Consider the following 23,447-nt stretch of genomic DNA (forward strand, 5'->3'; position numbering starts at 1 on the left):
CTATTTTACTTCTTCTTGGCTGTTGAAGAAGATTCTTTCTTGTCAGTTTTTTCTGTGCAAGTGCCTTTTTTGTCGGCATCTTTCTTCTTTGAGCAGCAAGATTTTGTTTCTTCTGTTTTAGGCTTGTCAGCTTTTGCTGGTTTTGCATCCTGAGCCATAACTGCGCTTGAAGCCAACAACGCACAAGACATTACTAATGATAAAGCTATTTTTTTCATAATTCAAAACAATTTAATTGTGTTATACTTTTCTAAACATTAGAAAGACACAAATATAGTATATATCACAGAAAATGGGTCAATCTGCTCAACTTTTAGTTTAAATTAATCTTTTGGAACATTTCACAACAAAACACCTCCAACAGATCATAACAGAGGGTTAAACAAATAGCAAAAAGGCCAAACTTAAAAGTTCGACCTTTTGTATTATTTTCAGATATAATTTCTTATAAAGAATTCATATAATGAGCAAGCTTAGATTTCAAATTAGCTGCTTTATTCTTATGAATAACATTCTTTTTAGCTAATTTATCAAGCATTGAAGATACAGATGGATATAATTTTCTAGCTTCATCTTTATCAGTCAAAGCACGAAACTTTTTCACCGAACTACGAGTTGTTCTAGCCACATATCTATTACGCAGACGTTTTACATCTGTTTGTCTTATTCTTTTTATCGAAGATTTATGATTTGCCATTTGACTAATCTATTTCCTTGTTTAATTTCTATTTCTTTTTTGTAGTCCATAGGGGAGTCGAACCCCTCTTTCCAGGATGAAAACCTGGCGTCCTAACCGATAGACGAATGGACCAATTTGTGAGTTACAGCTTGACTTTTCAAGTGTCGTTATCTCTCGATTGCGGATGCAAAGGTAGTGGATATTTCTATTCCTGCAAACATTCTCAATACTTTTTTTCGAAAAAATTAGCCATAAAACCCTAAAATTTTAAGAATCAAGAACATAAAAGTACATCTTTTTTTCATTATTTCAAAGCCCGATATGCTTTTCCTATATATTCGATCATATCACTAGGCAACATTCCTTGCTGAGATTTTGACTTTGCTGCTAAATCTCCTGCCAACCCATGTAAATACACTCCCAAAATTGCCGCATTCAGGGGCAAATATTTTTGAGCAAGTAAAGAAGTTATCATTCCGGTCAACACATCACCACTTCCGCCGGTCGCCATTCCGGGATTTCCGGTCGAATTAAAGTACACCTTTCGTTCAGGTGTTATAATTGCAGAGTATGCACCCTTCAATACAATGTAAATATCATACCTGTTCGCAAATTCTCCAGCTTTTTGCAATCGTTCATATCCATTAATAGACACACCCCCCATTAAACGATCGAATTCCACAGGATGGGGCGTAATAATACTTTTAGACGGTATCTTTTCTTTGAGTGATTCATCTCCGGCAATTATATTCAGAGCGTCTGCATCGATAACCATCGGTTTACGATACTTATCAAAAAGATCGGATAATAAATCTTTAGTCTTATCGTCAGTCCCTATACCCGGACCAATACCAATAGCAAACTGATCAATATTGTCTCCCACACTACTTACATTCTCCGGAAACTCATCAGCCTGAACCATTGCTTCGGGAACAGCAGTTTGCAGGATATCGACCCCACAGCGAGGCACATGCATAGTAAGTAATCCCACACCAGTCCGCAGACAAGCACGAGCCGACAAAACAGCAGCTCCCATTTTACCATATGAACCTGCAATCAGCAAAGCCTTTCCAAAAGTTCCTTTATGAGAAAAATTATCTCGTGGTATAGGCAATTGTGTTGCATCCGATTTTTCGATAAAGAACAAATCAGTTTCTTCTTCCTTGATGCATTTTTCACACAACCCGATATTCACGACCGTCATTTTCTTACAATAATTCGCACTGTCGGGCAGCAGTAAAGAAAGTTTTGGAAATTGGAAAGTAAATACTTTTTCCGCCTTAATAATACCTTCAGGATTATTACTTGCATTATCCTCAACAAACATACCCGAGGGCATATCAACAGAATACACCTTATTATGTGAGGCATTAATTACCGTTACAACATCCAGATAGACACCCTCCAAGGGACGGTTAAGACCCGACCCGAACAATCCATCGATAACAATGCAATCCTCAGGAATATGCGGTATATCCTGATTTTCTTTAATAAGCTTCACGTCAGTCAGTCGCTCCAGACATTCTTTATTCACCAGGCAATCATCAGAAAACAGCTCGTCAGGAGCAACAATATATACGTATAATTTAAAATGTCTCGATAGAAGTATACGGGCAATAGCCAGTGCATCGCCTCCATTATTACCCGTTCCGGCAAAAACAAGTATACATTGATCGGGGTCTAAAAACCGGATGAGCTTTTCTGCAACTGCAAGCGAAGCTCTTTCCATCAAATCTATAGATGTAATGCCCTGATTGATGACCGTACAACCATCGATCTTCTTGATCTGAGATACATTAAAAATCTTAACCATAACTTAGTTCTTATAAAAAAAAACACTTACTTATAAAGGATCATCAAATATTGCAAATTGCAGTGCCTGAGGATAGTAAAAGGCTAAACGTTTTTCACCATTATATTCAAACAAAATAGCCTTACCAGCCGCCAAGTATTTACTGTAAAGGATTCTAATTTTGGCAGCATCATATCCGGTTACTTTGCCCAATCCCTTCATCAAGTCGGCCAAACTATTACTTTTTAGAGGTATCCAATTCAGCTGATTCTGTTTTGCTGCATTACTGCCATTCCATTCGAAACTATCCATTAATCTCGAATAAGCCAGATTCTCGGAATCGGAGCCTAAAGACGCTTCACTTTTGATAAGCTTAAAGCCAGAATTTGTAGGGAATATTTTAAATATACCTAGATCTTTATTCGGATAAAACTGTTCATTCTTACAAAAGCCACCAATCAGAATAGAATCTACATGTAATAAAACACGATCGTCATCTAAAAGTTTAAATTGACCATATACATTCGGGAAACAATCATTACCGCAAGGAGCCGTATAATAAGATCTAAAAGTTCCATCCGGATTGAAGCTCATCCAATTACCCCAATCGAACGCCTGTTCATCTGATTGAGTAATCCTATATAAGTTATATTCTTGATGATCTTCAATCTGATTATACCATAGAGATATCAAAAAGTCTATTTTCCATTGACAGATAATACTTTCTTGAGATCGAAGGCTTTGAATACAAGCGAAGAGAAGGATAAGGGAGAAATACTTTTTCATAGATAAGTGAAATTTTAGTGTGTACATACCTAAGTTATACCTCAACAGATATAGTATATAGATTAAGTAAACACTAAAATTCCATACTCAAGGTCACAGACCTTTTTATTCCTTGTGGAATACTGTAGCCGAGGCCTGAGCCTTTGCCATCAGCAATATATCTTGCACGTCTACATGATCGGGAGCCGATACCGCATAAGAAATAGCATCTGCAACATCATCAGCCGTAAGAGGCACAAAGCCATCATATACCTTATCCGCACGATCCCCATCCCCTTTAAAACGTACAAGCGAAAATTCAGTTTCGGCAGCTCCGGGACAGACCAAAGTTACTTTAATACCATACTTAACCATATCCAAACGCATACCTTCCGACAATGCTTTTACAGCGTGCTTGGTAGCACAATATACTACACCATTGGCATACACCTCTCTGGATGCAATAGAACCTATATTAATTACATGTCCCGATTTACGTTCGACCATACGGGGAGAGATTATACGCGTCACATATAACAGTCCTTTGATATTGGTATCGATCATTCGTTCCCAATCATCCACGACTCCTTCCTGAATAGAATTAAGACCAACAGCCAAGCCTGCATTATTCACAAGCACATCTACATTCTTCCATCTTTCGGAAAGACTGCCCAGATGTTTTTCAACCTCAGCATAATTACGAACATCAAATTCGAGAGAAAGCACCTCTGTCTTATATTCTTTTTGAAGTACACTTTCCAGTTCCTGTAATTTTTCTTTTCGGCGTCCGGTGATAATAATGTCAAAACCATCTTTCGCCAATCTTTCGGCGGTAGCCTTTCCTATACCGGAAGTAGCTCCGGTTATTAATGCAATCTTTTTCATTCGTGCTTTATATTTTAAATCTGAGACCTTAAATTTACAATTCTTTTATGAATGTTAATCAGTTATTACAAAAAGTAAACAATTAAGGTAACAAAAGGAACCGGTAAATGACTAAAAAGTGTCACTTTTCACATTTACACAAACCGCTACAAATCAACGAATAACAATTCAAAAAGTAACAAAAGTGACAAAAGTAACACTTTTTTTACAGGTTTATTTTCTGTTATTTTTAAGAATCCGTTTAATGTTTACTTATAGATAAACTCAACAACTCACTCGCATTCTAAGGTCTCAAACCTTTTTATTGCTTTAGTAAGCACAACAGCAATAGCTTATTACAATTCGAAAGTATCTCATTAAAAACTTTCATTTACTTAATATTAAAAGCCTGCTTAAATTTAGGGAATGGCATTGAAGTCTGAAACCTTAGTAAACCTTATAAGTAATACAAAATATTTAATGCTATATTTTAAAGTTATAACTAACTATCGCTAATCCACTTGCCAAAGCAATAAAAAGGTCTAAGACCTTAATTTGAGATAAAAATCTTTCACGAATTCAGAAAATTCATCCGTATATACATGACGTTCTTTTTCTATAATCAAGTCTGCAACTTCAATATCCTGCTTTATCATCGAAAACTCAAGCAATACCCTTTTGGCTTGTAAGTGAGACATCGGATAAACAGTCGTTATTCGAGATACAAACAATCCTGCATTTTGTGCCAGCTCTATCAATAACTCTTTTTCAGTGTGCGGAAATATCAGGGATAAATAACCGTCAGGAGACAATAAGTGAGCTGAAATATTCATAAATTCTGCCATTGGCAACGAATCGGTATGTCGTGCCAGCGTACGCTGCCCGGATGGAGAATGCAAAGAAGACGAAAAATAAGGAGGATTAGATACAATTAAATCGTAATGCTTACCACAGTCAATTACATAATCCTGCAAGGAAGAATGGACAGACCTTATATTCTTAAAAGACGATTGCTCCACATTCTCGGTCGTTTGCAGTATTGCACCCTCATCTATATCAATAGCATCAATAGACAATAGACTATCCGAACGCTGGGCAAGCATTAAAGAGATCAGCCCGGTACCGGTACCAACATCAAGAGCAGTTTTTGCCTCTTTTATTTTAACCCAGGCACCAAGCAAGACACCATCAGTGCCCACTTTCATGGCACATTTATCGTGGCAGACTGTAAATTTCTTAAAGCTGAAGTATGAATTAGACATAATCGATAATAAGTTATAGACAAATTGTCAACACCGCCCCTTTATAAAGTCAAACAAAACTATACTGGCACAGTATTTGTTAAACTTAAACAGTAAAGCAAAGTTAGCTATTATTATTAACTTTGCACACCTCAAAAATAACAAGAAGCATAACAGGATAAAACCAAATAACATACAATGTTTGAAAATAAAGACAGAGATTTTTTTAGTATTGACGGGAACTCTGAGCCTGTAATTTCTATAGTTTCAGACGAATTAGGCAATGTTGATTTTGACATTGACGAAAAGTATCTGAAAGAAGAAATTCCGGTTCTGGCACTTCGAAACACTATCATCTTCCCTGGAACCAGCCTTCCGATTACAGTAGCCCGACCCAAGTCACTTAAAGCTCTCAAAAGCTTAAAGAACAAGAAAGGCATTGTAGGAATGGTCTGTCAGAAAGATGCAGAAACAGAAGATCCCGAGCAAAACGATTTATATGACATTGGTGTCATCGGGGAAGTTATCCGTATCATTGATATACCCAATGATCCCAATCTGACAGTTATATTACAAGGGAAAAAGCGTTTCAGAATAGATCAGTTAACTGCAACCGAACCTTTTCTGAAAGCTAAGTATACAATAAAAGAAACAACTGCTGCGGAAAAAGACGATAAAGAATATCAGGTTCTTTTAGAGTCTATTCGTGACCTTACCATACATATGCTACGTATGTACGGCGATCCTCCCAAGGATTTAATAACCAAGCTCAACGAAAACTCTAAATCACCGTTACTGGTAAACTATTGCTGTACAAACCTGCCTGTGTCGGGTTCTGAAAAACAAGAGTTACTGAATATTGACGATGATAAAAACAGAGCTTATCGTTTGCTTATGATTCTGAACAGGGAAACTCAAATGCTGGAAATGAAAATGAATATCCAGATGAAAACCCGTGAGGAATTGAATCAGCAGCAAAAGGAATATTTTCTTCAACAACAGATCAAAACTATTCAGGATGAGTTGGGAGGCAACCCTCAACAAGCCGACATTGATGATCTGAAAGAAAAAGTAAAGACTAAAAAGTGGGATGAGAAAGTAGCTGAAAGCGTAGACAAAGAGATTAAAAAACTGGAACGCCTACACCCTCAGTCACCCGACTATTCTACACAATATACCTATTTACAAACCCTATTGGAATTGCCTTGGAACGAATACACCAAAGACAATTTCAATTTGAAACACGCTCAGAAAGTACTCGATCGTGACCACTTCGGACTCGAAAAAGTAAAAGAGCGTATCATAGAGCATCTTGCCGTCTTGAAGTTGAAAGGCGACCTTAAGTCACCTATTATCTGTCTTTACGGCCCTCCGGGAGTAGGAAAAACCTCTCTGGGAAAATCGGTAGCCGAAGCTCTTAACCGTAAATACGTAAGAGTATCTTTCGGTGGTTTGCACGACGAATCGGAAATCAGAGGACACCGTCGTACTTATATAGGCGCTATGCCCGGACGTATCATTCAAAACATACAAAAGGCAGGAGCATCGAACCCTGTATTTGTATTAGACGAAATAGATAAAATAGGTAACGACTTTAGAGGCGATCCTGCATCAGCTCTTTTGGAAGTGCTTGATCCGGAACAAAACTTCGCTTTCCACGATAACTATCTGAATATCGATTACGATCTGTCGAAAGTACTGTTCATTGCAACAGCCAATAATGTTTCGGCCATATCGCAACCCCTACTCGACCGTATGGAATTGATCGATATCAGCGGATATATTATGGAAGAAAAGGTAGAGATTGCCCGCAAGCACCTCATTCCGAAACAACTCGAAAATCATGGTCTAAAGAAAGAGGACATCGATATTCCTAAAAAGACTATCGAAAAGATTATCGAAGACTATACACGCGAATCGGGCGTACGTTCATTAGATAAGACTTTGGCTAAAATAATGCGTAAAGTGGCTCTGAAAGTAGCTTTAAAAGAAGAATACCCAAAGACTCTGGATGTTGCAAACCTTAAGGATTATCTGGGTGCAAACAGATTCTCAAGAGACGAATACCAAGGCAACGACTATGCAGGTGTCGTTACGGGCTTAGCTTGGACTTCGGTCGGTGGTGAAATTCTATTCATTGAAACATCACTGAGCAAAGGAAAAGGAAGTAAATTGACTCTTACCGGAAATCTGGGAGATGTAATGAAAGAATCGGCTATGCTGGCTCTCGAATACATACATTCTCACAACCAAAGGTTAGGCATCGATGACAGTGTACTCGAAAACTGGAATGTACACGTGCATGTACCCGAAGGAGCTATTCCGAAAGACGGACCTTCTGCCGGTATTACGATGGTAACCTCTCTGGCTTCGGCATTTACTCAACGCAAGGTAAGACCCAATCTGGCTATGACGGGCGAAATTACTCTTCGTGGAAAAGTACTTCCTGTAGGCGGTATCCGCGAAAAAATTTTAGCTGCTAAACGTGCAGGCATCAAAGAGATTATCTTGTGTAAAGAGAACAAGAAAGACATAGAGGAAATAAAAGAACTTTACCTGAAAGGACTTACTTTCCACTATGTTTCTGATATATCTGAGGTTCTGGAAATTGCACTTCTTAAAGACAAGGTAAAAAACCCTCTGAGTTTTGAGATGAAAGAACCGGAGAAAAAAGATAATTAAAGGTCTGAAACCTTTCTATCATTAAAATGTAGGGGTAAACCTATGTGTCTGTCCTAATATTGGCAAACACATAGATTTACCCCTACAAACATAAAGGCAGTTATAATAACCTCACGTCATCCCCCCAAATTATGCTAGAACTGATAAGAACCAATAGCGAGAACAACGATTTTAAGAAGCTTATTACAGAACTCGACAAAGAACTAAGTATTCGCAATGGTGATACACAATTTCAGTATGACATTTATAATAAGATTCCATTTATAGAGACTGTTGTAATAGCTTATTCTAACGAGAAAGCTGTCGGCTGCTGTTGCTTCAAAGAGCTTGACAGCGAAACGGTGGAAATAAAGAGAATGTACCTTGATGCTGATTTCAGAAGTAAAGGTATTGCAAATAAAATGCTCACAGAAGTAGAATCATGGGCTGCGGAAAAAGGCTTTTCGATTGCGGTTCTCGAAACAGGTTACAAAATGCTCGAAGCCATACATCTATATAAGAAGATGGGATACACCCAAATACCCAATTACGGACAGTATGCCGATAATCCCGAAAGCATTTGTATGAGCAAATCGTTGCAATAATATGCTGATTACAGACAAAAGACAGAAAGTAAAACATCTGCCTTTTTCTTTTTTAGCAAGATTGGATAAGTAAATCGAAACAAGATATTCCTATCTTTGCTTTCGAATATAAACAACTAATTATTAATACAATGGAACAAACTTTTTGCCAAAGCTGCGGAATGCCTATGTCAGCAGAATTTAACAGTACAAACAAAGACGGATCGGTAAATACAACCTATTGCAGCTACTGTTATAAAGACGGTGCATTTACAGCCGATGTAACAATGGACGAAATGATCCTTAAGTGTGCAGAATACGTAGACGAATTCAACAAAGATTCGGATATAAAATACACCAAAGAAGAAGCAATTGCAGGAATGAAGCAACACTTCCCTACCCTTTTACGTTGGAAAAGCTGAAAAAGCATTCGTTGTAAATTGATACCGTAGGGACGTATTGCATACGCCCCTACCCTTAAACAGTTTTTTTACTCTATGGAATATACTATTTGTCAAAGTTGTGGGATGCCTTTGCATCAATTAAATGAATTCGGCACCGATAAAAGAGGTATCAGAGTAAAAGACTATTGTGAATATTGCTTCAAAAACGGGCAATTCACATCCGACTCTACCATGGACGAAATGATAGAACTCTGTGCCAAATACATGACAGATATTACACCGAACGAAGCCATAGATCATCTTAGAAAAAAACTGCCTACACTAAAACGATGGGCACAAAAAGAAAACACGCAAAAGGAGTATCACAAGTCGATAAATAAAGTGCTTGATTATATCAATGAGCATTTGAACGAAAAACCCGACCTTACAACTTTATCGCAAATTGCCAATGTATCACCTTTTCACTTTCACCGTATATTTAAAGCTATCATAGGCGAAAACCTCGGCGAATACGTGCAACGCCTGAGACTGGAATACGTTGCCGGAAAACTTAAAACAACAGAACTAAGCCTCAACACACTAGCCGAGAAAGCAGGTTATAATACGGAACAAGCCCTTTCCAAAGCTTTCAAAAAACATTTCGGAACACCTCCCAGTGTTTACAAACTGGCATCGGTTGATAAGAAAATCTATAGTGACCGACTATCTCCGCAAATTTGCGACATAGAGCAAAAGAACCTTATCTATATAAGGGTAATAGCCCCATACGGAACCAAGGAAGTATACAAACGTGCATGGGGAGAACTTCACCAATTTGCAGCAGACAATAATTTATTACGGGAATCCAACGAATGGCTGGGAATCAGTTTTGACGACCCTAACACTACACAAACCAACAAGTGCCGCTTTTATGCCTGTCTCACGATCGATAAACCGGTCATCCCGACTGGAAAAATAGGTTGCAAAAGCATAAAGGGCGGACAATATGCCGTTTTCACACACAAAGGATCATACAAAGGCTTAAACGACTACTACAAAAACATCTGGTTCGGATGGTTACCAACATCAAACTATAGATTGAGAAAAGCCACTTTCTTCGAAAAGTATACAACCGATCCCGACAAAGTAAAAGAAGAAGACATTATTACCGAAATATACATACCTGTATTATAAAAGTAAAAGGAAGTAATGTCACTTTGTTTATATCTACTCTTTTTTTGCTACTTTCGCATTGTAATTACATCGACCGTTATTAAAAATTATGAGCGAAAACAAAAAGAGCATGGCTTCTACTGCCATGAACTATGCAATCCCATTGGGATTATTCTGGATATTCAAATATCTGTTTATCATTGGAGGCGAATATGCCGAAATAAGTAAATATATCAATAGTATTCTGAGTATCGGTACACCATTAATAGCATATGCTTTACTATGCAGATATAGAGATAAAGAACTTGAAGGTATTATTACCTATAAAAGGAGTATCCTTTTTACGATCACAGTTTTCATCTTTGCCTCTCTCTTCGAGACGGTAATCAGCAGTCTTCATTTATTGGTGCTAAATCCGGGAATAGTGAGCGTGATGAATCATGAGATTTATACCGAACTTAGCAAAATGAACCTGCCTGCCATATATATGAATCAACTTGATACGATTCTTTCATATACGGGAGTATACTATATTTTCTCTTTTATTCTTCAAAACATAATAATAGGATTTTTTCTGGCTTTGATACTCGGGTATTTTGTTTCACGCCAAAGAAATTATCCTCCTAAAAATATGTAAGTTATGAATTTATCAATTGTCATCCCTTTATACAACGAAGAAGAATCGTTGCCCGAACTATACAGTTGGATAGAACGGGTGATGACAGAACATAACTTCTCTTATGAGGTAATATTTGTGGATGACGGGAGTACCGACAGATCGTGGCAGGTGATAAAAGAATTAAAGGAAAAATCACCCCATGTAAAAGCAATAAAATTTCGCCGCAATTACGGAAAATCGCCCGGCTTACATTGTGCTTTCGAAATCGCTCAGGGAGACGTGGTTGTCACCATGGATGCCGACTTACAAGACAGTCCCGAAGAAATTCCTGCTCTGTATAATATGATCGTTAACGAAAACTACGATCTAGTATCGGGATGGAAGAAAAAGAGATACGACCCGATCACCAAAACACTCCCCACCAAACTATTCAATGCAACCGCACGCAAAGTATCGGGCATCAACCTGCATGACTTTAACTGTGGATTGAAAGCATACCGTATAGATGTCGTAAAAAACATAGAGGTATACAACGATATGCACCGCTACATACCATATCTGGCAAAAATTGCAGGTTTTAACCGTATTGGGGAAAAGGTGGTACATCACCAAGCTCGAAAATATGGCAGCAGTAAATTCGGTATCAGCCGTTTTTTTAACGGCTATCTCGATTTGCTGACTTTGTGGTTTCTTTCCGCCTTTGGACGTAAGCCTATGCACTTTTTCGGTCTTATGGGTAGTTTTATGTTCTTCATCGGGCTTATTGCCGTTATATGGATAGGAGCATCCAAGATGTATGCCATGACTAACGGTATGCCTTACGGATTGGTTACAGACTCGCCCTACTTTTACATATCGCTTACCACCATGATATTGGGTACGCAACTCTTTCTCGCCGGATTTATAGGCGAGCTTATATCGAGAAATTCAGCCGGGCGAAACGATTACAAGATCGAAACTCAAATATTATAAGGTCTCAGACCTTCTTATTATTTTCTTCAATACAACTCCCTATCGGCCATGACTGAGAAGCAGAGCAATAAACAGACCGTATTGCTTACTTCGGTAAAACCGTAAATGAATAACTCAATCAATCAAAACAAAATGATGTTAATCAATTGAGGTGATGTATGATTCTTTTACAAAAAGAAAAAAACGGCTTGTATAATAAACAATTTGATTACTTTTGCCGTTTCATTGTATGAATACAAAAAATAACATCGAATGCAGAAAAATTTAGTTATAGTGGAATCTCCTGCTAAGGCAAAAACAATAGAAAAGTTTTTGGGCAAGGATTACAAAGTGATGTCCAGCTACGGGCACATCCGTGATCTCAAGAAAAAAGACTTGGGTATTGATTTAGCGAACAGTTACAGACCGCTATACGAAGTACCGGCAGATAAAGAAAAATTGGTATCCGAACTCCAAGCTGCGGTAAATAAAGCTGATGTTGTATGGTTGGCTTCCGATGAAGACCGCGAGGGAGAAGCTATTTCGTGGCACTTATACGAAACTCTGGGCTTAAGGGATAAGCAATATCATAGAATTGCTTTTCACGAAATAACCAAAAATGCTATTTTTCATGCGATAGAAAATCCGCGAAGAATAAACAGAGATTTGGTTAATGCACAACAAGCACGCCGTGTACTGGATCGTATTGTAGGTTTTGAACTATCTCCTATATTGTGGAGAAAGATTAAACCTGCCCTTTCGGCGGGACGTGTACAATCGGTAGCAGTACGGCTTATTACCGAAAGAGAACGCGAGATAGACGCTTTCCAAAGCGAAGCAGCATATCGTGTACAAGCTACTTTCCTGAAAAAAGAAGGAGGTACTCCTTATCAGATAAATGCAGAATTAAATAAGCGATTAAAAACAAAAGAGGAAGCTCTGGAGTTTTTAAACAGACTCAAAGGCATCAACGCTTTCACCATAGACAGCGTTGTTACCAAACCAGCAAAAAAATCGCCTGCTGCTCCGTTTACGACTTCTACACTTCAACAGGAAGCTGCCCGTAAATTGGGATTTTCTGTTTCGCAAACCATGTCGGTAGCTCAGAAACTGTATGAATCGGGAAAAATCACTTATATGCGTACCGACTCCGTGCATCTTTCGTCACTGGCAATCAATGCCTCGAAAGCTGAAATTGGAGAAGCATATGGTAAAAAATACGTTAAGACAAGACAATTTTCGACTAAATCCAAAGGAGCACAAGAAGCTCACGAGGCTATACGTCCCACTTATATGAACGCCCATCAAACAACGGGTACTTCACAAGAGCAAAAGCTATACGAACTTATCTGGAAACGCACCATAGCCTCTCAAATGGCTGATGCGGAACTTGAAAGAACAACCGTTACCATCAATATTTTTGAGGACGAAGATGTAAAATTCGTATCAAGCGGTGAGGTTATCACCTTTGACGGATTCCTTCGCGTATACCTCGAAAGTACCGATGATGAACCTGCGGATAACGAAGAGAGTACATTGCTACCTCCCATCATGCGTAAGGATATTCTCGATTTGAAAGAATCTACTGCAACAGAACGTTTCACGCAACGCCCTGCCCGGTATTCGGAAGCTTCTCTGGTAAGGAAACTCGAAGAACTGGGAATCGGTCGTCCATCGACTTATGCACCGACCATTTCAACAATTCAGAACAGAGAATATGTTGAGAAAACAAATATAGAAGGTACTGATCGCGAATACAATGTTTTGCATTTGAAAAAAGGCAAAATAACAGACGCTATCAAAACCGAAAAAACAGGTGCAGATAAGAATAAACTAAAACCGACTGATACGGGAATAGTTGTAAATGATTATCTGACCGAATTCTTTCCACGTATTTTGGATTACAACTTTACTGCTGATGTCGAAAAAGAATTTGACTACGTAGCGGTAGGCGCCGAAGTATGGACGGATATGATTGATCGTTTCTATAAGAAATTCCATCCCGTTGTAGAGGAAGCTCTCAACACTCACGAAGATCATAAAGTTGGTGAACGTATTTTGGGTATAGACCCTAAATCGGGGAAACAGATTTCAGCAAAAATCGGACGCTTTGGTCCTATGATTCAATTGGGTACTCAGGACGATGAAGAGAAACCCCGATTTGTATCTCTGCGCAAAGGACAATCCTTAGGAACAATCACCATAGAAGAAGCTATCAAATTATTTGATCTGCCCCGCCCTATCGGAGAATACGAAGAAAAAGAACTGACCGCTTCCATTGGTAAATTTGGTCCTTATATTAAGTTCGACGGCAAATTCATATCGCTACCCAAAGATGCCGATCCATACACCATAACCCAAGAAGAGGCTATCGAACTCATCGAAGCTAAAAGAAAGCAAGACAGAGAAAAACTGATCAAAATTTTCGAAGGAAAAGATGGAAAAGATGGGAAAGATGCGGTTCAGATACTGAATGGTCGTTACGGTCCGTACATAGCCTATAAGGAGAAAAATTATAAGATTGCAAAAACAGTGGATGCTGCAGCTCTTACCTTAAAAGAATGTATGGAGATAATCAAAACAACCAAAAGTAAAACTAAAACCAAGGTTGAGAAAAAAGAAAAGAAAAAGACCAAAGTAACCGAGAAAAAGAAAAAGGTATTGGAAGAAGAAGCTAAAGAAAAGAAAGCTAAAGCTCCCAAAAAGTAAGTACCTGTTTATAATCTCACATTGCGTGAACATTGGTTATAAAGGATTGTTATAATATAATCGAATATTAAAAATTTAAATATAAAATATCATATGAGTGCTGAAATAGATCCAATAGGTTATGATGAAGATGATGCTGTAAAATATATACAGAACTACCTCCCTCAAGAATTGAAAGGCAAATTTTCAAATGATGAAATCAATTACATCATTGATATTATATACGAATTTTATGAAGACAAAGGTTTATTGGACGAAAGTTCGTCCGATGACGAGGTTATAGACATCGATGAGGATGAATTGACTGCCTTTGTCCTGAAAAATACTAAGAAAGACAAACTGAAGGATTTCACTGCTGATGAAATCACATTTATAATACAAGGAGAACTGGCATATTGCGAGTCCATAGACATTTTTGAATAAGAAAATTAAAATAAAAATATTTTGATTATGAATAAGAACATTTTTGGAGCATTAGCTCTTTCCGCAGCATTATTATTATCTAGTTGTGGTGCAAGCAACACAGTTAAAGGAACAGGTGTTGGTGCAGGTGCAGGTGGTGCATTAGGTGCAGGTATAGGTGCAATTCTGGGTGGTGGCAAAGGTGCAGCCTGGGGTGCAGGTATAGGTGCCGTTGTAGGTGGCGGAGCCGGTGCGATCATCGGAAACAAGATGGACAAGCAAAAAGAAGAATTAGAAAAAATAAATGGTGCTCAGGTAGAGTCTGTTAATGACGGACAAGCTATCAAAGTAACATTCGAATCGGGTATATTATTTGCAACTAATTCCAGCTCATTGAATTCAGCATCACAAAGTGCTCTTAGTCAATTTGCTACATCATTGAGAAATCACCCCGATACCGATATTCAGATTACAGGTCACACAGATAGTTCAGGTTCTGACGCTATCAATAACCCGTTATCCGAAAAACGTGCACAAGCCGTTTATAACTTTCTTTTACAACAAGGTGTTGCAGGCAACCGTATGACATCGTCGGGTATGGGATCAGCACAACCTGTTGCAGACAATAATACCTCTGCAGGAAAAGCTCAAAACCGTCGTGTGGAAGTATATATCCATCCGAACGAAAAAATGATTCAAGACGCTCAAGCAGGTAAATAATTTAGATATTTATCGCACCATAATACAAAATCCTTGATGTTAATTACATCAGGGATTTTTTTCGTCTGCCAAAATGAGTAAATTTGCACCATACGTATCTTTTTATCAATGCTCCATAAGACTCAAGCCATAGTGCTCAATACGATAAACTATAACGACAAGTATCTGCTTGCCTCGGTATACACCAGTGCTTTTGGACGGGTTACGTATATGGTTCCCAAGTCACGAAGTAAATCGACAAAAGTACAGAAATCACTTTTTGCACCCCTGTCTATACTCGATATGGAGACAGAGCATCAGGCTTCACGCGATATTCAGCGCATACGGGAGGCACATATACTTTATCCTTTGTATTCTATTTCGGGAAACATGGTGAAAACATCCATTGTTTTCTTCCTATCCGAATTTCTGAGCCGAATACTAAAAGATACCGATGAGTACGAAATCATATACAATTTCCTGAGTCATTCGATACAAGTATTGGAAGAGTCCGAAAAAGGTTTGGCAAACTACCATCTGGTATTCATGTTGAAACTGACCCGGTTTCTAGGCTTTTATCCAAACCTGGAAGATTATCATAATAACGATTACTTCGATATGCTGAACGGTATATTCGTGAGTAATCAACCCTTGCACAACCATTATGTAAATAAGGTTGACAGTAAAGTATTATCTTTATTATCCAGAATATCGTATGAGAATATGCACTTATTCTTATTATCGAGACAAGACCGGCAGAATATCATAAACCGTATGCTCGAATATTATCGTATTCATTTACACGATTTTCAGCCACTCAAATCACTGGATATTTTGCACGAATTATTTTAAGCGTACCCCTCTCTATCCGGCATGACATCCAGTCAGTATAAAAGCATTTTATAAAAGCCACAAATCCATATGTAAAGAGACAAAGTTTATTCTTCCAACAATAAATCTGTACCCCTTAATATAGAAAAAATTATATCTGTTTCCTCTTTGTTTTTTTTATTTCCTTTGCGATTGCTACTTAAAATCAGATTTGAACCTCCAAATACATCAAAAAATTATGCAGATACAATTTGCAAAAAGAATGTCCAACATAAAAGCTTCAGAAATAAGAGAACTACTTAAAGTTACAGAAAAGGAAGATGTAATTTCATTCGCCGGGGGATTACCTGCACCGGAACTTTTCCCTATTGAAGAAATTAATGAAATAAACCAGATAGTTCTAAGAGAATTCGGAGCAAAAGCTCTTCAATACACCACAACCGAAGGCTATAAACCACTGAGGGAATGGATTGCCAATCGGATGAATATACAACTTGGAACATCGTTCGATGAAGATAATATCCTGATAACTCATGGTTCTCAACAGGCTTTGGATTTATCCGGCAAAGTTTTTCTTGACGAGGGAGATGTCGTTCTTTGCGAAAGTCCCACATATCTGGCGGCAATCAGTGCATTCAAAGCATACGGGTGTAATTTCATCGAAATACCAACCGATCAGGATGGTATGATAATGAGTGCACTGGAAAATGTTTTAGAGAAAACAAATAATATAAAGCTAATATATGTTGTACCGACTTTTCAGAATCCGACAGGAAAAACATGGAGTATGGAAAGACGCAAACAATTAGCCGAATTATCTTCGAAATATAATATTATTGTTATTGAAGACAATCCGTACGGAGAATTAAGGTTCGAAGGAAAACCTTTACCATCTATAAATTCGTTCGATACAAAAGGTTATACTCTATGCACAGGAAGTTTTTCTAAAATCTTCTGCCCCGGTTTTCGTATAGGCTGGATTGCCGGAGACAAAAGCATCATCCAGAAGTACGTCTTAGTTAAACAGGGTACAGATTTACAGTGCAATACTATTGCCCAAATGATTATTGCCGAATACCTGAAACAGTATGACATCGACAAACATATCGAGAGAATAGTAGAAGTATACAAAAGACGCAAGGATATAGCTATTGAATGTATAGAACTTTACTTTCCTGAAAATATAAAATTCACCAACCCCGAAGGCGGATTATTCACATGGGTAGAGTTGCCCGAAAACATCTCTGCACGTGAAATTCTAGACAAGTGTCTAGAAAGAAAAATCGCATTTGTGCCTGGCGATTCTTTTTTCCCAAATAGAAAGATGGAAAATACACTCAGGATCAATTATTCTAATATGCCGGAAGATAAAATCAGAATAGGGCTTAAAACCATCGGAGAGGTGATTAATCAATATGTAAAAAGTTAAATCGATTTCTTTATAATGTCTCCCAACAGCATTAAACGCTCTTGAATAGCAGGAGTCCATTTTTGTCCATAACTTAGGCGCATACAATTCTTGAACTGATCTTGTAAAGTAAACATACGACCGGGGGCTATACTTATTCTTTGACGCATAGCCTCATAATACAGCTTTGTTGTATCGATTTTTTTGTCTAATTCGACCCAGATCATAAAGCCACCTTGCGGACGCACAATTTTAGTCTCTTCCGGGAAATAATCTATAATGGACTGTACAAAATGAAGGCTGTTCGAGTGTAGCTCCCTTCTTAACCTATGCAGATGATTTTCGTATCTGCTGTTTTCCATAAAATTGGCAACAGCCATTTGGGTTAAGGGGGGTGTAGATATTAGATGAATCTTTTTTTGGCGGATAATCGCATTCTTGAATTTACCGGGAGCAATCCAGCCAACCCTGTAGCCGGGAGCCAACGTTTTAGACACAGAACTACACCAAAGAACCAGTCCTTCTTCGTCAAAGGCTTTACATGGTTTGGGTCGGGAGTTCTCAAAGAAAACATCACCATACAAATCATCTTCGATCAGCGGAATATTATAGTCCGCCAGCATTTTCACTACGGCTTTTTTGTTTTCTTCCGGCATGCAACATCCCATAGGATTACTAAAGTTACTTATGAGTATACACGCTTTAATCTGTGGCAACACTTTTTTTAGAGCATCGGGATCAATTCCGACAATGGGATTTGTGGGCAACTCCAAAACACGGAGCCCCAAACTGTTCGCCAACTGCAGTATGCCGAAATATACAGGACTTTCGACGGCAATTGTATCGCCTCTTTGTGTAATTGCCAATAATGCCAGCGAAGTAGCATTTCCTGCCCCTGCCGTAATTACAATATCTTCTTCCGTTAAATTTCCATTCCAATTATATGTAAACCGGGCTATGTCGTTTCTTAACTTGAGGCTTCCCTGTGCATCCTCGTATCGTGTTCCACTGCCGGGAAGTGAACGCATAGCTCTTATAAGTTCTTTGTTGAGTTTTGCGATTGGCAAAAGAATATCTTCGGGAACACCCATAGAAAAACGGGTGATTGACAAATCTTCTATAGAACGGTAAACTTCCGATATTAAATAATCTTCTTCCTCACCCGTATCTTTGGTTGGAGGTTGCGTTGTGGCAGGCGCCGATAAACGTAAAGGTTTGTAATTAACAAAATATCCTGACTTTGGCGATGCAACAATAAAACCTTCTTTTTCCAATTCATAATATGCTTGTATCGCCGTATTTAAGCTGATACCATTTTCTCTGCTGATAGTACGCAAAGAAGGAAGTTTATCGCCTACTCTCCAGATACCCGCTTTTATCTGACGGGCGATTGTACCGGCTATTTTCTGATATAGAATTTCTCTTTTCATAATCAATCTGTATCCTGCAAATATATCAATTTTACATCTGCATCCCTACCCTATTTTTAATGTTCTTTCAGCAAAACTATCAAATATATGAAAGAATTACTCAAACAGTATAGCTTAAACCCTTAGCTTTGCCACAAATAAATGAAACAAAATTTCATTTTCTATTATATCTTTGTCCCTTAATTAGTATACCGGATGTGTTAGATGTTGGCTTTTCAGATATTAACCGACTAATCCCATTGATATATTAAGTAAAAGAAAATATTTAATGCTATATTTTGGAATCATAACTATCTATTACTATTGCACTTGCCAATGCAATAAATAGTTCTGCGAACTTAATAATTTTTCAACTAACGTAAATGACTTCATAATGAATATAAGCGAAGTACAGTCTCATTATTCGAATATCATCAATAAGTACGATAATGAACTCGGTCAACTAAAGAAAGTAATATTCTGGGTAGGAACCATACGATTGATTATTTCCATAGCCGCCATAGTAAGTACCTATATTTTGTGGGGCGATACAACATCCGTTATAATCACTCTTATTGCCTTTATCATAGCGTTTCTGGCATTAATGAAACACCACAATAAATTATTTATAAAAAAGAGCTATTGCGAACAGCAGATAGTAAATGCTCAAAATGAATTGAAAGGTATAAATTATGACTTTTCGGCATTCGATGGGGCTCCCGAGAAAGCAGATGCCGAACATAGTTTCAGCCTCGATCTCGATCTATTCGGCAAAAGGTCTTTCTTTCAGTCTATAAACAGAACTGTTACTTCCTTCGGGAAGGATACCCTCGCCAATATATTCATACATCCTTTCGAAAATAAAAAAGACATCTTAGATCAACAGCAAGCTGTAGAAGAACTTAAACAAAAAGCAAAACTACTGGCTCATTTCAGAGCAATAGGTCAAATGAGCGAAGCAGACAGCCTGAATTCAAAAGATTTTTCGGCATCGTTTAAACGTCCTTCTATATTGAAAAATAGCATTTTATGGAAAAGTATGGTTTACATCATACCCCTCATCCATATCATATTCGGGCTACTTATTTATTTCGATGTTATAGTTGGAGGATATTATTCGCTGGTGTATATCCTGACATTGGGTATAAGCTTCATTCCGGGTAAAAAAGTGGCTCAGATAATGGAAACCTTCAACGAAAAGTCGAAGGTACTCGATACATATTCAAAGCTTTTCAGAATCATTGAAGATGAAGAGCTTAAGTCCGCCAAGCTAAAAAACATTCAGTCACAGTTGAAAGGTATAACGAATGCCTCGCATGCAATAAATCAATTAAAATCGTATCATAATAACCTTACTGTATCTTATACTTTCCCTGTCTTGATGCTGTTCAATCCTTATTTGCTTTGGAATGTAAAATATGCAATCAAAGTAGAACAATGGACTGAAAAATACAAACAGGAAATAGAACAGTGGTTCGAAGCCATTGCACAATTCGATATGCTTGTATCTATGGGCACATTTGCATTTAATCATCCCGATTATACGTATCCAAAGGTTGCCGACAAATTCATTTTCGAAGGTAAAGCATTAGGACATCCTATGCTACACAGAGATATATGCGTACGCAATGATGTCAATATTTCTAAGACACCTTACTTCTTAGTGATCACAGGAGCCAATATGGCGGGTAAAAGTACTTATCTGCGTACCATCGGTATCAATCATACTCTGGCTTGTACAGGTTTGCCCGTATGTGCAGAATCTTTATCGTTTTATCCCTGTAGATTAGTTACGAATTTGCGTACTGCCGATTCTCTGGCTGATAACGAATCATACTTCTTTGCCGAATTAAAACGTTTGAAAATGATTATAGATCGCCTGCAATCGGGTGAAGAATTATTTATAATTTTAGATGAAATTTTAAAAGGAACCAATTCGGAAGACAAACAGAAAGGCTCTATGGCTTTGATGAAACAATTGATCTCACTCAACGGAAACGGTATCATTGCAACTCACGATTTGTTACTGGGAAATCTGGAGCAGGAATATCCCGATAATGTCAAAGACTATCGTTTTGAGGCGGATATCACCAACGATCAGTTAACATTCTCATACAAGATACGCGAAGGGGTAGCTCAGAATATGAATGCCTGCTTCCTGATGAAGAAAATGGGTATAACAGGATTGTAGTTTCAGTTATCAGCCAACGGTTATCAAGTCTTGTAAATCTAATAAATAAATATATAATTATGAAAAGTAAGTTATTAACCTGCTCGATGCTTCTAGCTTCTGTCTCTGTATTTTCCCAATCAGTAACAGAGAAAGATTTGCAGGATATAAGAGGCAGTTTCAAAAAAGACGCTCCTACTACAGCCATTCAGAATATTCTTACCGTACAGAGCAATATCAAAGACAACGCCCTGAATCACGATCTGCAAACAGGAATAGATCACCTATTCAAATACCGGGTTGAGGTGAAAGGTATTACGAATCAGAAAAGCTCAGGACGTTGCTGGATGTTTACTTCGATGAATGTACTTCGTCCGTCAATCATGGCCAAGTATAATATAGACAACTTCGATTTCTCTCACAATTACCTGTATTTCTGGGATATATTCGAAAAGGCAAATCTATATCTCGAAAATATAATAGCAACCGCATCAAATCCTATTGACGACAGAGAAGTAGTCACATTCTTTAAATCGCCGGTCAGTGACGGAGGGGTTTGGAATCTATACTACAATGCCGCACTTAAATACGGTGTAGTACCTGATGCCGTTATGCCCGAAACAGCCCACTCGAACAGTACAGGTCAGATGATCGGACTTATCAACGAAAAATTGCGCATGGGCGGATATGATCTCAGAGAATTGGCTTCAAGCGGAAAAAAAGATAAAGACCTCAGAACCGAAAAACAAGCTATCCTGAAAGATGTATATCGTATGCTGGCTCTGTGTTTGGGTGAACCTCCCACACAATTTACATGGAGATACAAAACCAAAGCGGGCAAAATCGAAGAAAAAAAATATACTCCTAAAGAGTTTTACAATGAAATAACTCCTTCCGATTATAGCCCCGAAAATTATATTATGATAATGAACGATCCTACCCGCGAATATTATAAAATATACGAGATTAAAAACTATCGGAATACAATTGAAGGAATCAACTGGGTATATCTTAATCTTCCGAATGAGGATATAAAGAAAGCCGCTTTATCTTCTATTAAAAATAATGAAGCATTGTATGCCTCGTGCGATGTAGGCAAGCAACACAACAGAGCAACGGGTATTATGGATCCTGATATGTATGATTATGAGTCGTTGTTTGGAGTAAAAATCAATATGGATAAAAAAGCACGCATACTAACTCGCCAGAGTGGATCGAGCCATGCCATGCTTCTCATCGGATGCGATACCGATAATAACGACAAGCCAACTAAATGGGAATTCGAAAACAGTTGGGGAACAACAGCCGGAAACAATGGTTATCTGACATTTACCGACAATTGGTTTAACGAATATATGTTCCGTCTGGTTATTCACCGCAAATATCTGGATACAAAAGCTATTGAAAGTTTGAATCAAAAACCAATTCAATTACCTATGTGGGATTATATGAATTAAACAGATCAAAAAAGCTACTCCCTCCCTGATGGAGAGAGTTGGGGCAAGGTGTATAAATTATGGATTTTGTATTATCTCTGTGTATTTTATGTTATATTTACCATGATTCGGCAGCTAATTATAAAAACGACATTATGGAAAAGAATAACTTAATTGATGCTAATAATGCGGGTATAGTTATACTGTATCCTTACTTGCCCCGTCTTTTTTCAATGCTATCACTTATAGAGAACGGTGACTTTAAAGATAAGAATGCCCGTATAAAAGCCATATTCATCCTGCACTATGCTGTTTGGGAAAGGGAAGAAGCCGACGAGTTGGAACTCGCAATAAATAAACTTTTTGTGGGAATGGAAATCAGTGATCCGATACCTCAGAAGGTGGAACTGAGCACGCAGGAAAAAGAGACTGTATCATCGATGCTGAACGGAGTATTACAAAATTGGCGGAAACTGCAACACTCATCTATCATGGCATTACGCGAAACTTTTTTAAGGAGGAACGGCAAGCTAGAAGAAAAAGAGGATGCGTTCTATCTTACAGTGGAAGAAAAAGCATACGATATACTTATGGACAGTATTCCATGGAATTTCAGGATGGTCAAAATGCCTTGGATGAAGAAGCCTGTTATAGTAAAGTGGAGATAGGGT

The 23,447-nt window shown here is 38.0% G+C and carries 21 protein-coding genes and 1 tRNA gene; 14 read left to right on the forward strand and 8 right to left on the reverse strand.

All coding sequences use genetic code 11. From position 1 onward, the window contains the following. Window positions 1-5: 5 nt before the first annotated feature. The 7 genes from CLV62_RS00490 to CLV62_RS00520 all read right to left on the reverse strand — a co-directional run bounded on the left by CLV62_RS00490 (window position 6) and on the right by CLV62_RS00520 (window position 5,362). Entirely contained in the window at window positions 6-218 is a 213-nt protein-coding gene (locus CLV62_RS00490; protein ID WP_110308824.1) for a hypothetical protein, read from the reverse strand. 227 nt (window positions 219-445) lie between these two features. Next, window positions 446-697, reverse strand: a complete 252-nt coding sequence (rpsT, locus tag CLV62_RS00495) for a 30S ribosomal protein S20 (RefSeq protein WP_110308825.1) — start codon at window positions 695-697, stop codon at window positions 446-448. Window positions 698-739: 42 nt separating this feature from the next. Next, window positions 740-811 (reverse strand) — tRNA-Glu (locus tag CLV62_RS00500). 172 nt (window positions 812-983) lie between these two features. Further along, the gene (locus tag CLV62_RS00505) at window positions 984-2,492 is read right to left on the reverse strand and encodes an NAD(P)H-hydrate dehydratase (RefSeq protein WP_110308826.1); all 1,509 of its coding nucleotides are present in this window, start codon (window positions 2,490-2,492) and stop codon (window positions 984-986) included. Between the two features lie 30 nt (window positions 2,493-2,522). Beyond that, the gene (locus CLV62_RS00510) at window positions 2,523-3,257 is read right to left on the reverse strand and encodes a hypothetical protein (RefSeq protein WP_110308827.1); all 735 of its coding nucleotides are present in this window, start codon (window positions 3,255-3,257) and stop codon (window positions 2,523-2,525) included. A 105-nt stretch (window positions 3,258-3,362) separates the two neighbouring features. Continuing rightward, the gene (locus CLV62_RS00515) at window positions 3,363-4,121 is read right to left on the reverse strand and encodes an SDR family NAD(P)-dependent oxidoreductase (RefSeq protein WP_110308828.1); all 759 of its coding nucleotides are present in this window, start codon (window positions 4,119-4,121) and stop codon (window positions 3,363-3,365) included. Window positions 4,122-4,642: 521 nt separating this feature from the next. Beyond that, entirely contained in the window at window positions 4,643-5,362 is a 720-nt protein-coding gene (locus tag CLV62_RS00520) for a tRNA1(Val) (adenine(37)-N6)-methyltransferase (protein WP_110308829.1), read from the reverse strand. A gap of 177 nt (window positions 5,363-5,539) precedes the next feature. On the opposite strand from CLV62_RS00520, the gene lon reads away from it, so the two are divergent. The 11 genes from lon (at window position 5,540) to CLV62_RS00575 (ending at window position 17,782) form a co-directional block, all read left to right on the forward strand. Then, window positions 5,540-8,023 (forward strand): endopeptidase La, encoded by a 2,484-nt coding sequence (gene lon, locus CLV62_RS00525; protein WP_110308830.1) that lies wholly within the window; start codon window positions 5,540-5,542, stop codon window positions 8,021-8,023. Between the two features lie 131 nt (window positions 8,024-8,154). Further along, on the forward strand, window positions 8,155-8,607 hold the full coding sequence (locus tag CLV62_RS00530; protein ID WP_110308831.1) for a GNAT family N-acetyltransferase: 453 nt from the start codon (window positions 8,155-8,157) through the stop codon (window positions 8,605-8,607). Window positions 8,608-8,738: 131 nt separating this feature from the next. Further along, window positions 8,739-9,008, forward strand: a complete 270-nt coding sequence (locus CLV62_RS00535; protein WP_110308832.1) for a zinc ribbon domain-containing protein — start codon at window positions 8,739-8,741, stop codon at window positions 9,006-9,008. A gap of 75 nt (window positions 9,009-9,083) precedes the next feature. After that, window positions 9,084-10,163: a GyrI-like domain-containing protein gene (locus CLV62_RS00540; protein ID WP_110308833.1), complete on the forward strand. Its 1,080-nt coding sequence runs from the start codon at window positions 9,084-9,086 to the stop codon at window positions 10,161-10,163. An 88-nt stretch (window positions 10,164-10,251) separates the two neighbouring features. Further along, a complete protein-coding gene (locus CLV62_RS00545) occupies window positions 10,252-10,779 on the forward strand; it encodes a DUF4199 domain-containing protein (protein WP_110308834.1) in 528 nt (175 codons plus the stop codon). 3 nt (window positions 10,780-10,782) lie between these two features. Next, window positions 10,783-11,733 (forward strand): glycosyltransferase family 2 protein, encoded by a 951-nt coding sequence (locus CLV62_RS00550; protein ID WP_110308835.1) that lies wholly within the window; start codon window positions 10,783-10,785, stop codon window positions 11,731-11,733. Between the two features lie 252 nt (window positions 11,734-11,985). Beyond that, complete coding sequence (gene topA / locus CLV62_RS00555; protein ID WP_110308836.1) at window positions 11,986-14,421, forward strand: type I DNA topoisomerase; 2,436 nt, start codon at window positions 11,986-11,988, stop codon at window positions 14,419-14,421. A gap of 93 nt (window positions 14,422-14,514) precedes the next feature. After that, window positions 14,515-14,844 carry a hypothetical protein gene (locus tag CLV62_RS00560; protein WP_110308837.1) on the forward strand — a complete coding sequence of 110 codons (330 nt, stop codon included), beginning with the start codon at window positions 14,515-14,517 and terminating at the stop codon, window positions 14,842-14,844. A 27-nt stretch (window positions 14,845-14,871) separates the two neighbouring features. Beyond that, window positions 14,872-15,543 (forward strand): OmpA family protein, encoded by a 672-nt coding sequence (locus CLV62_RS00565; protein ID WP_110308838.1) that lies wholly within the window; start codon window positions 14,872-14,874, stop codon window positions 15,541-15,543. 108 nt (window positions 15,544-15,651) lie between these two features. Continuing rightward, a complete protein-coding gene (recO, locus tag CLV62_RS00570) occupies window positions 15,652-16,374 on the forward strand; it encodes a DNA repair protein RecO (protein WP_110308839.1) in 723 nt (240 codons plus the stop codon). Window positions 16,375-16,591: 217 nt separating this feature from the next. After that, window positions 16,592-17,782, forward strand: coding sequence for an aminotransferase-like domain-containing protein (locus tag CLV62_RS00575; protein ID WP_110308840.1), 1,191 nt, complete (start codon window positions 16,592-16,594; stop codon window positions 17,780-17,782). On the opposite strand, the gene CLV62_RS00580 is transcribed toward CLV62_RS00575, so the two are convergent. Beyond that, window positions 17,779-19,191 (reverse strand): aminotransferase-like domain-containing protein, encoded by a 1,413-nt coding sequence (locus CLV62_RS00580; RefSeq protein ID WP_110308841.1) that lies wholly within the window; start codon window positions 19,189-19,191, stop codon window positions 17,779-17,781. The two genes, CLV62_RS00575 and CLV62_RS00580, sit on opposite strands and share 4 nt — an antisense overlap. A gap of 373 nt (window positions 19,192-19,564) precedes the next feature. On the opposite strand from CLV62_RS00580, the gene CLV62_RS00585 reads away from it, so the two are divergent. From CLV62_RS00585 to CLV62_RS00595, 3 genes are all read left to right on the forward strand, one after another. Then, on the forward strand, window positions 19,565-21,361 hold the full coding sequence (locus CLV62_RS00585) for a MutS-related protein (RefSeq protein WP_110308842.1): 1,797 nt from the start codon (window positions 19,565-19,567) through the stop codon (window positions 21,359-21,361). A gap of 59 nt (window positions 21,362-21,420) precedes the next feature. Then, window positions 21,421-22,797 (forward strand): C1 family peptidase, encoded by a 1,377-nt coding sequence (locus CLV62_RS00590; RefSeq protein WP_110308843.1) that lies wholly within the window; start codon window positions 21,421-21,423, stop codon window positions 22,795-22,797. Window positions 22,798-22,931: 134 nt separating this feature from the next. Further along, window positions 22,932-23,444, forward strand: coding sequence for a contractile injection system tape measure protein (locus CLV62_RS00595; protein ID WP_146212652.1), 513 nt, complete (start codon window positions 22,932-22,934; stop codon window positions 23,442-23,444). Window positions 23,445-23,447 lie beyond the last annotated feature (3 nt).

The organism is Indolivaga alginatilytica, from assembly GCF_003201355.1.
GTDB classification, from domain to species: Bacteria; Bacteroidota; Bacteroidia; order Bacteroidales; family Dysgonomonadaceae; genus Dysgonomonas_A; species Dysgonomonas_A alginatilytica.

Excerpts from the sequence above, each read along its gene's own strand:
- CLV62_RS00490 (WP_110308824.1), bottom strand. The coding sequence starts at position 218 with ATGAAAAAAATAGCTTTATCATTAGTAATGTCTTGTGCGTTGTTGGCT.
- rpsT (WP_110308825.1), bottom strand. The coding sequence starts at position 697 with ATGGCAAATCATAAATCTTCGATAAAAAGAATAAGACAAACAGATGTA.
- CLV62_RS00505 (WP_110308826.1), bottom strand. The coding sequence starts at position 2,492 with ATGGTTAAGATTTTTAATGTATCTCAGATCAAGAAGATCGATGGTTGT.
- CLV62_RS00510 (WP_110308827.1), bottom strand. The coding sequence starts at position 3,257 with ATGAAAAAGTATTTCTCCCTTATCCTTCTCTTCGCTTGTATTCAAAGC.
- CLV62_RS00515 (WP_110308828.1), bottom strand. The coding sequence starts at position 4,121 with ATGAAAAAGATTGCATTAATAACCGGAGCTACTTCCGGTATAGGAAAG.
- CLV62_RS00520 (WP_110308829.1), bottom strand. The coding sequence starts at position 5,362 with ATGTCTAATTCATACTTCAGCTTTAAGAAATTTACAGTCTGCCACGAT.
- lon (WP_110308830.1), top strand. The coding sequence starts at position 5,540 with ATGTTTGAAAATAAAGACAGAGATTTTTTTAGTATTGACGGGAACTCT.
- CLV62_RS00530 (WP_110308831.1), top strand. The coding sequence starts at position 8,155 with ATGCTAGAACTGATAAGAACCAATAGCGAGAACAACGATTTTAAGAAG.
- CLV62_RS00535 (WP_110308832.1), top strand. The coding sequence starts at position 8,739 with ATGGAACAAACTTTTTGCCAAAGCTGCGGAATGCCTATGTCAGCAGAA.
- CLV62_RS00540 (WP_110308833.1), top strand. The coding sequence starts at position 9,084 with ATGGAATATACTATTTGTCAAAGTTGTGGGATGCCTTTGCATCAATTA.
- CLV62_RS00545 (WP_110308834.1), top strand. The coding sequence starts at position 10,252 with ATGAGCGAAAACAAAAAGAGCATGGCTTCTACTGCCATGAACTATGCA.
- CLV62_RS00550 (WP_110308835.1), top strand. The coding sequence starts at position 10,783 with ATGAATTTATCAATTGTCATCCCTTTATACAACGAAGAAGAATCGTTG.
- topA (WP_110308836.1), top strand. The coding sequence starts at position 11,986 with ATGCAGAAAAATTTAGTTATAGTGGAATCTCCTGCTAAGGCAAAAACA.
- CLV62_RS00560 (WP_110308837.1), top strand. The coding sequence starts at position 14,515 with ATGAGTGCTGAAATAGATCCAATAGGTTATGATGAAGATGATGCTGTA.
- CLV62_RS00565 (WP_110308838.1), top strand. The coding sequence starts at position 14,872 with ATGAATAAGAACATTTTTGGAGCATTAGCTCTTTCCGCAGCATTATTA.
- recO (WP_110308839.1), top strand. The coding sequence starts at position 15,652 with ATGCTCCATAAGACTCAAGCCATAGTGCTCAATACGATAAACTATAAC.
- CLV62_RS00575 (WP_110308840.1), top strand. The coding sequence starts at position 16,592 with ATGCAGATACAATTTGCAAAAAGAATGTCCAACATAAAAGCTTCAGAA.
- CLV62_RS00580 (WP_110308841.1), bottom strand. The coding sequence starts at position 19,191 with ATGAAAAGAGAAATTCTATATCAGAAAATAGCCGGTACAATCGCCCGT.
- CLV62_RS00585 (WP_110308842.1), top strand. The coding sequence starts at position 19,565 with ATGAATATAAGCGAAGTACAGTCTCATTATTCGAATATCATCAATAAG.
- CLV62_RS00590 (WP_110308843.1), top strand. The coding sequence starts at position 21,421 with ATGAAAAGTAAGTTATTAACCTGCTCGATGCTTCTAGCTTCTGTCTCT.
- CLV62_RS00595 (WP_146212652.1), top strand. The coding sequence starts at position 22,932 with ATGGAAAAGAATAACTTAATTGATGCTAATAATGCGGGTATAGTTATA.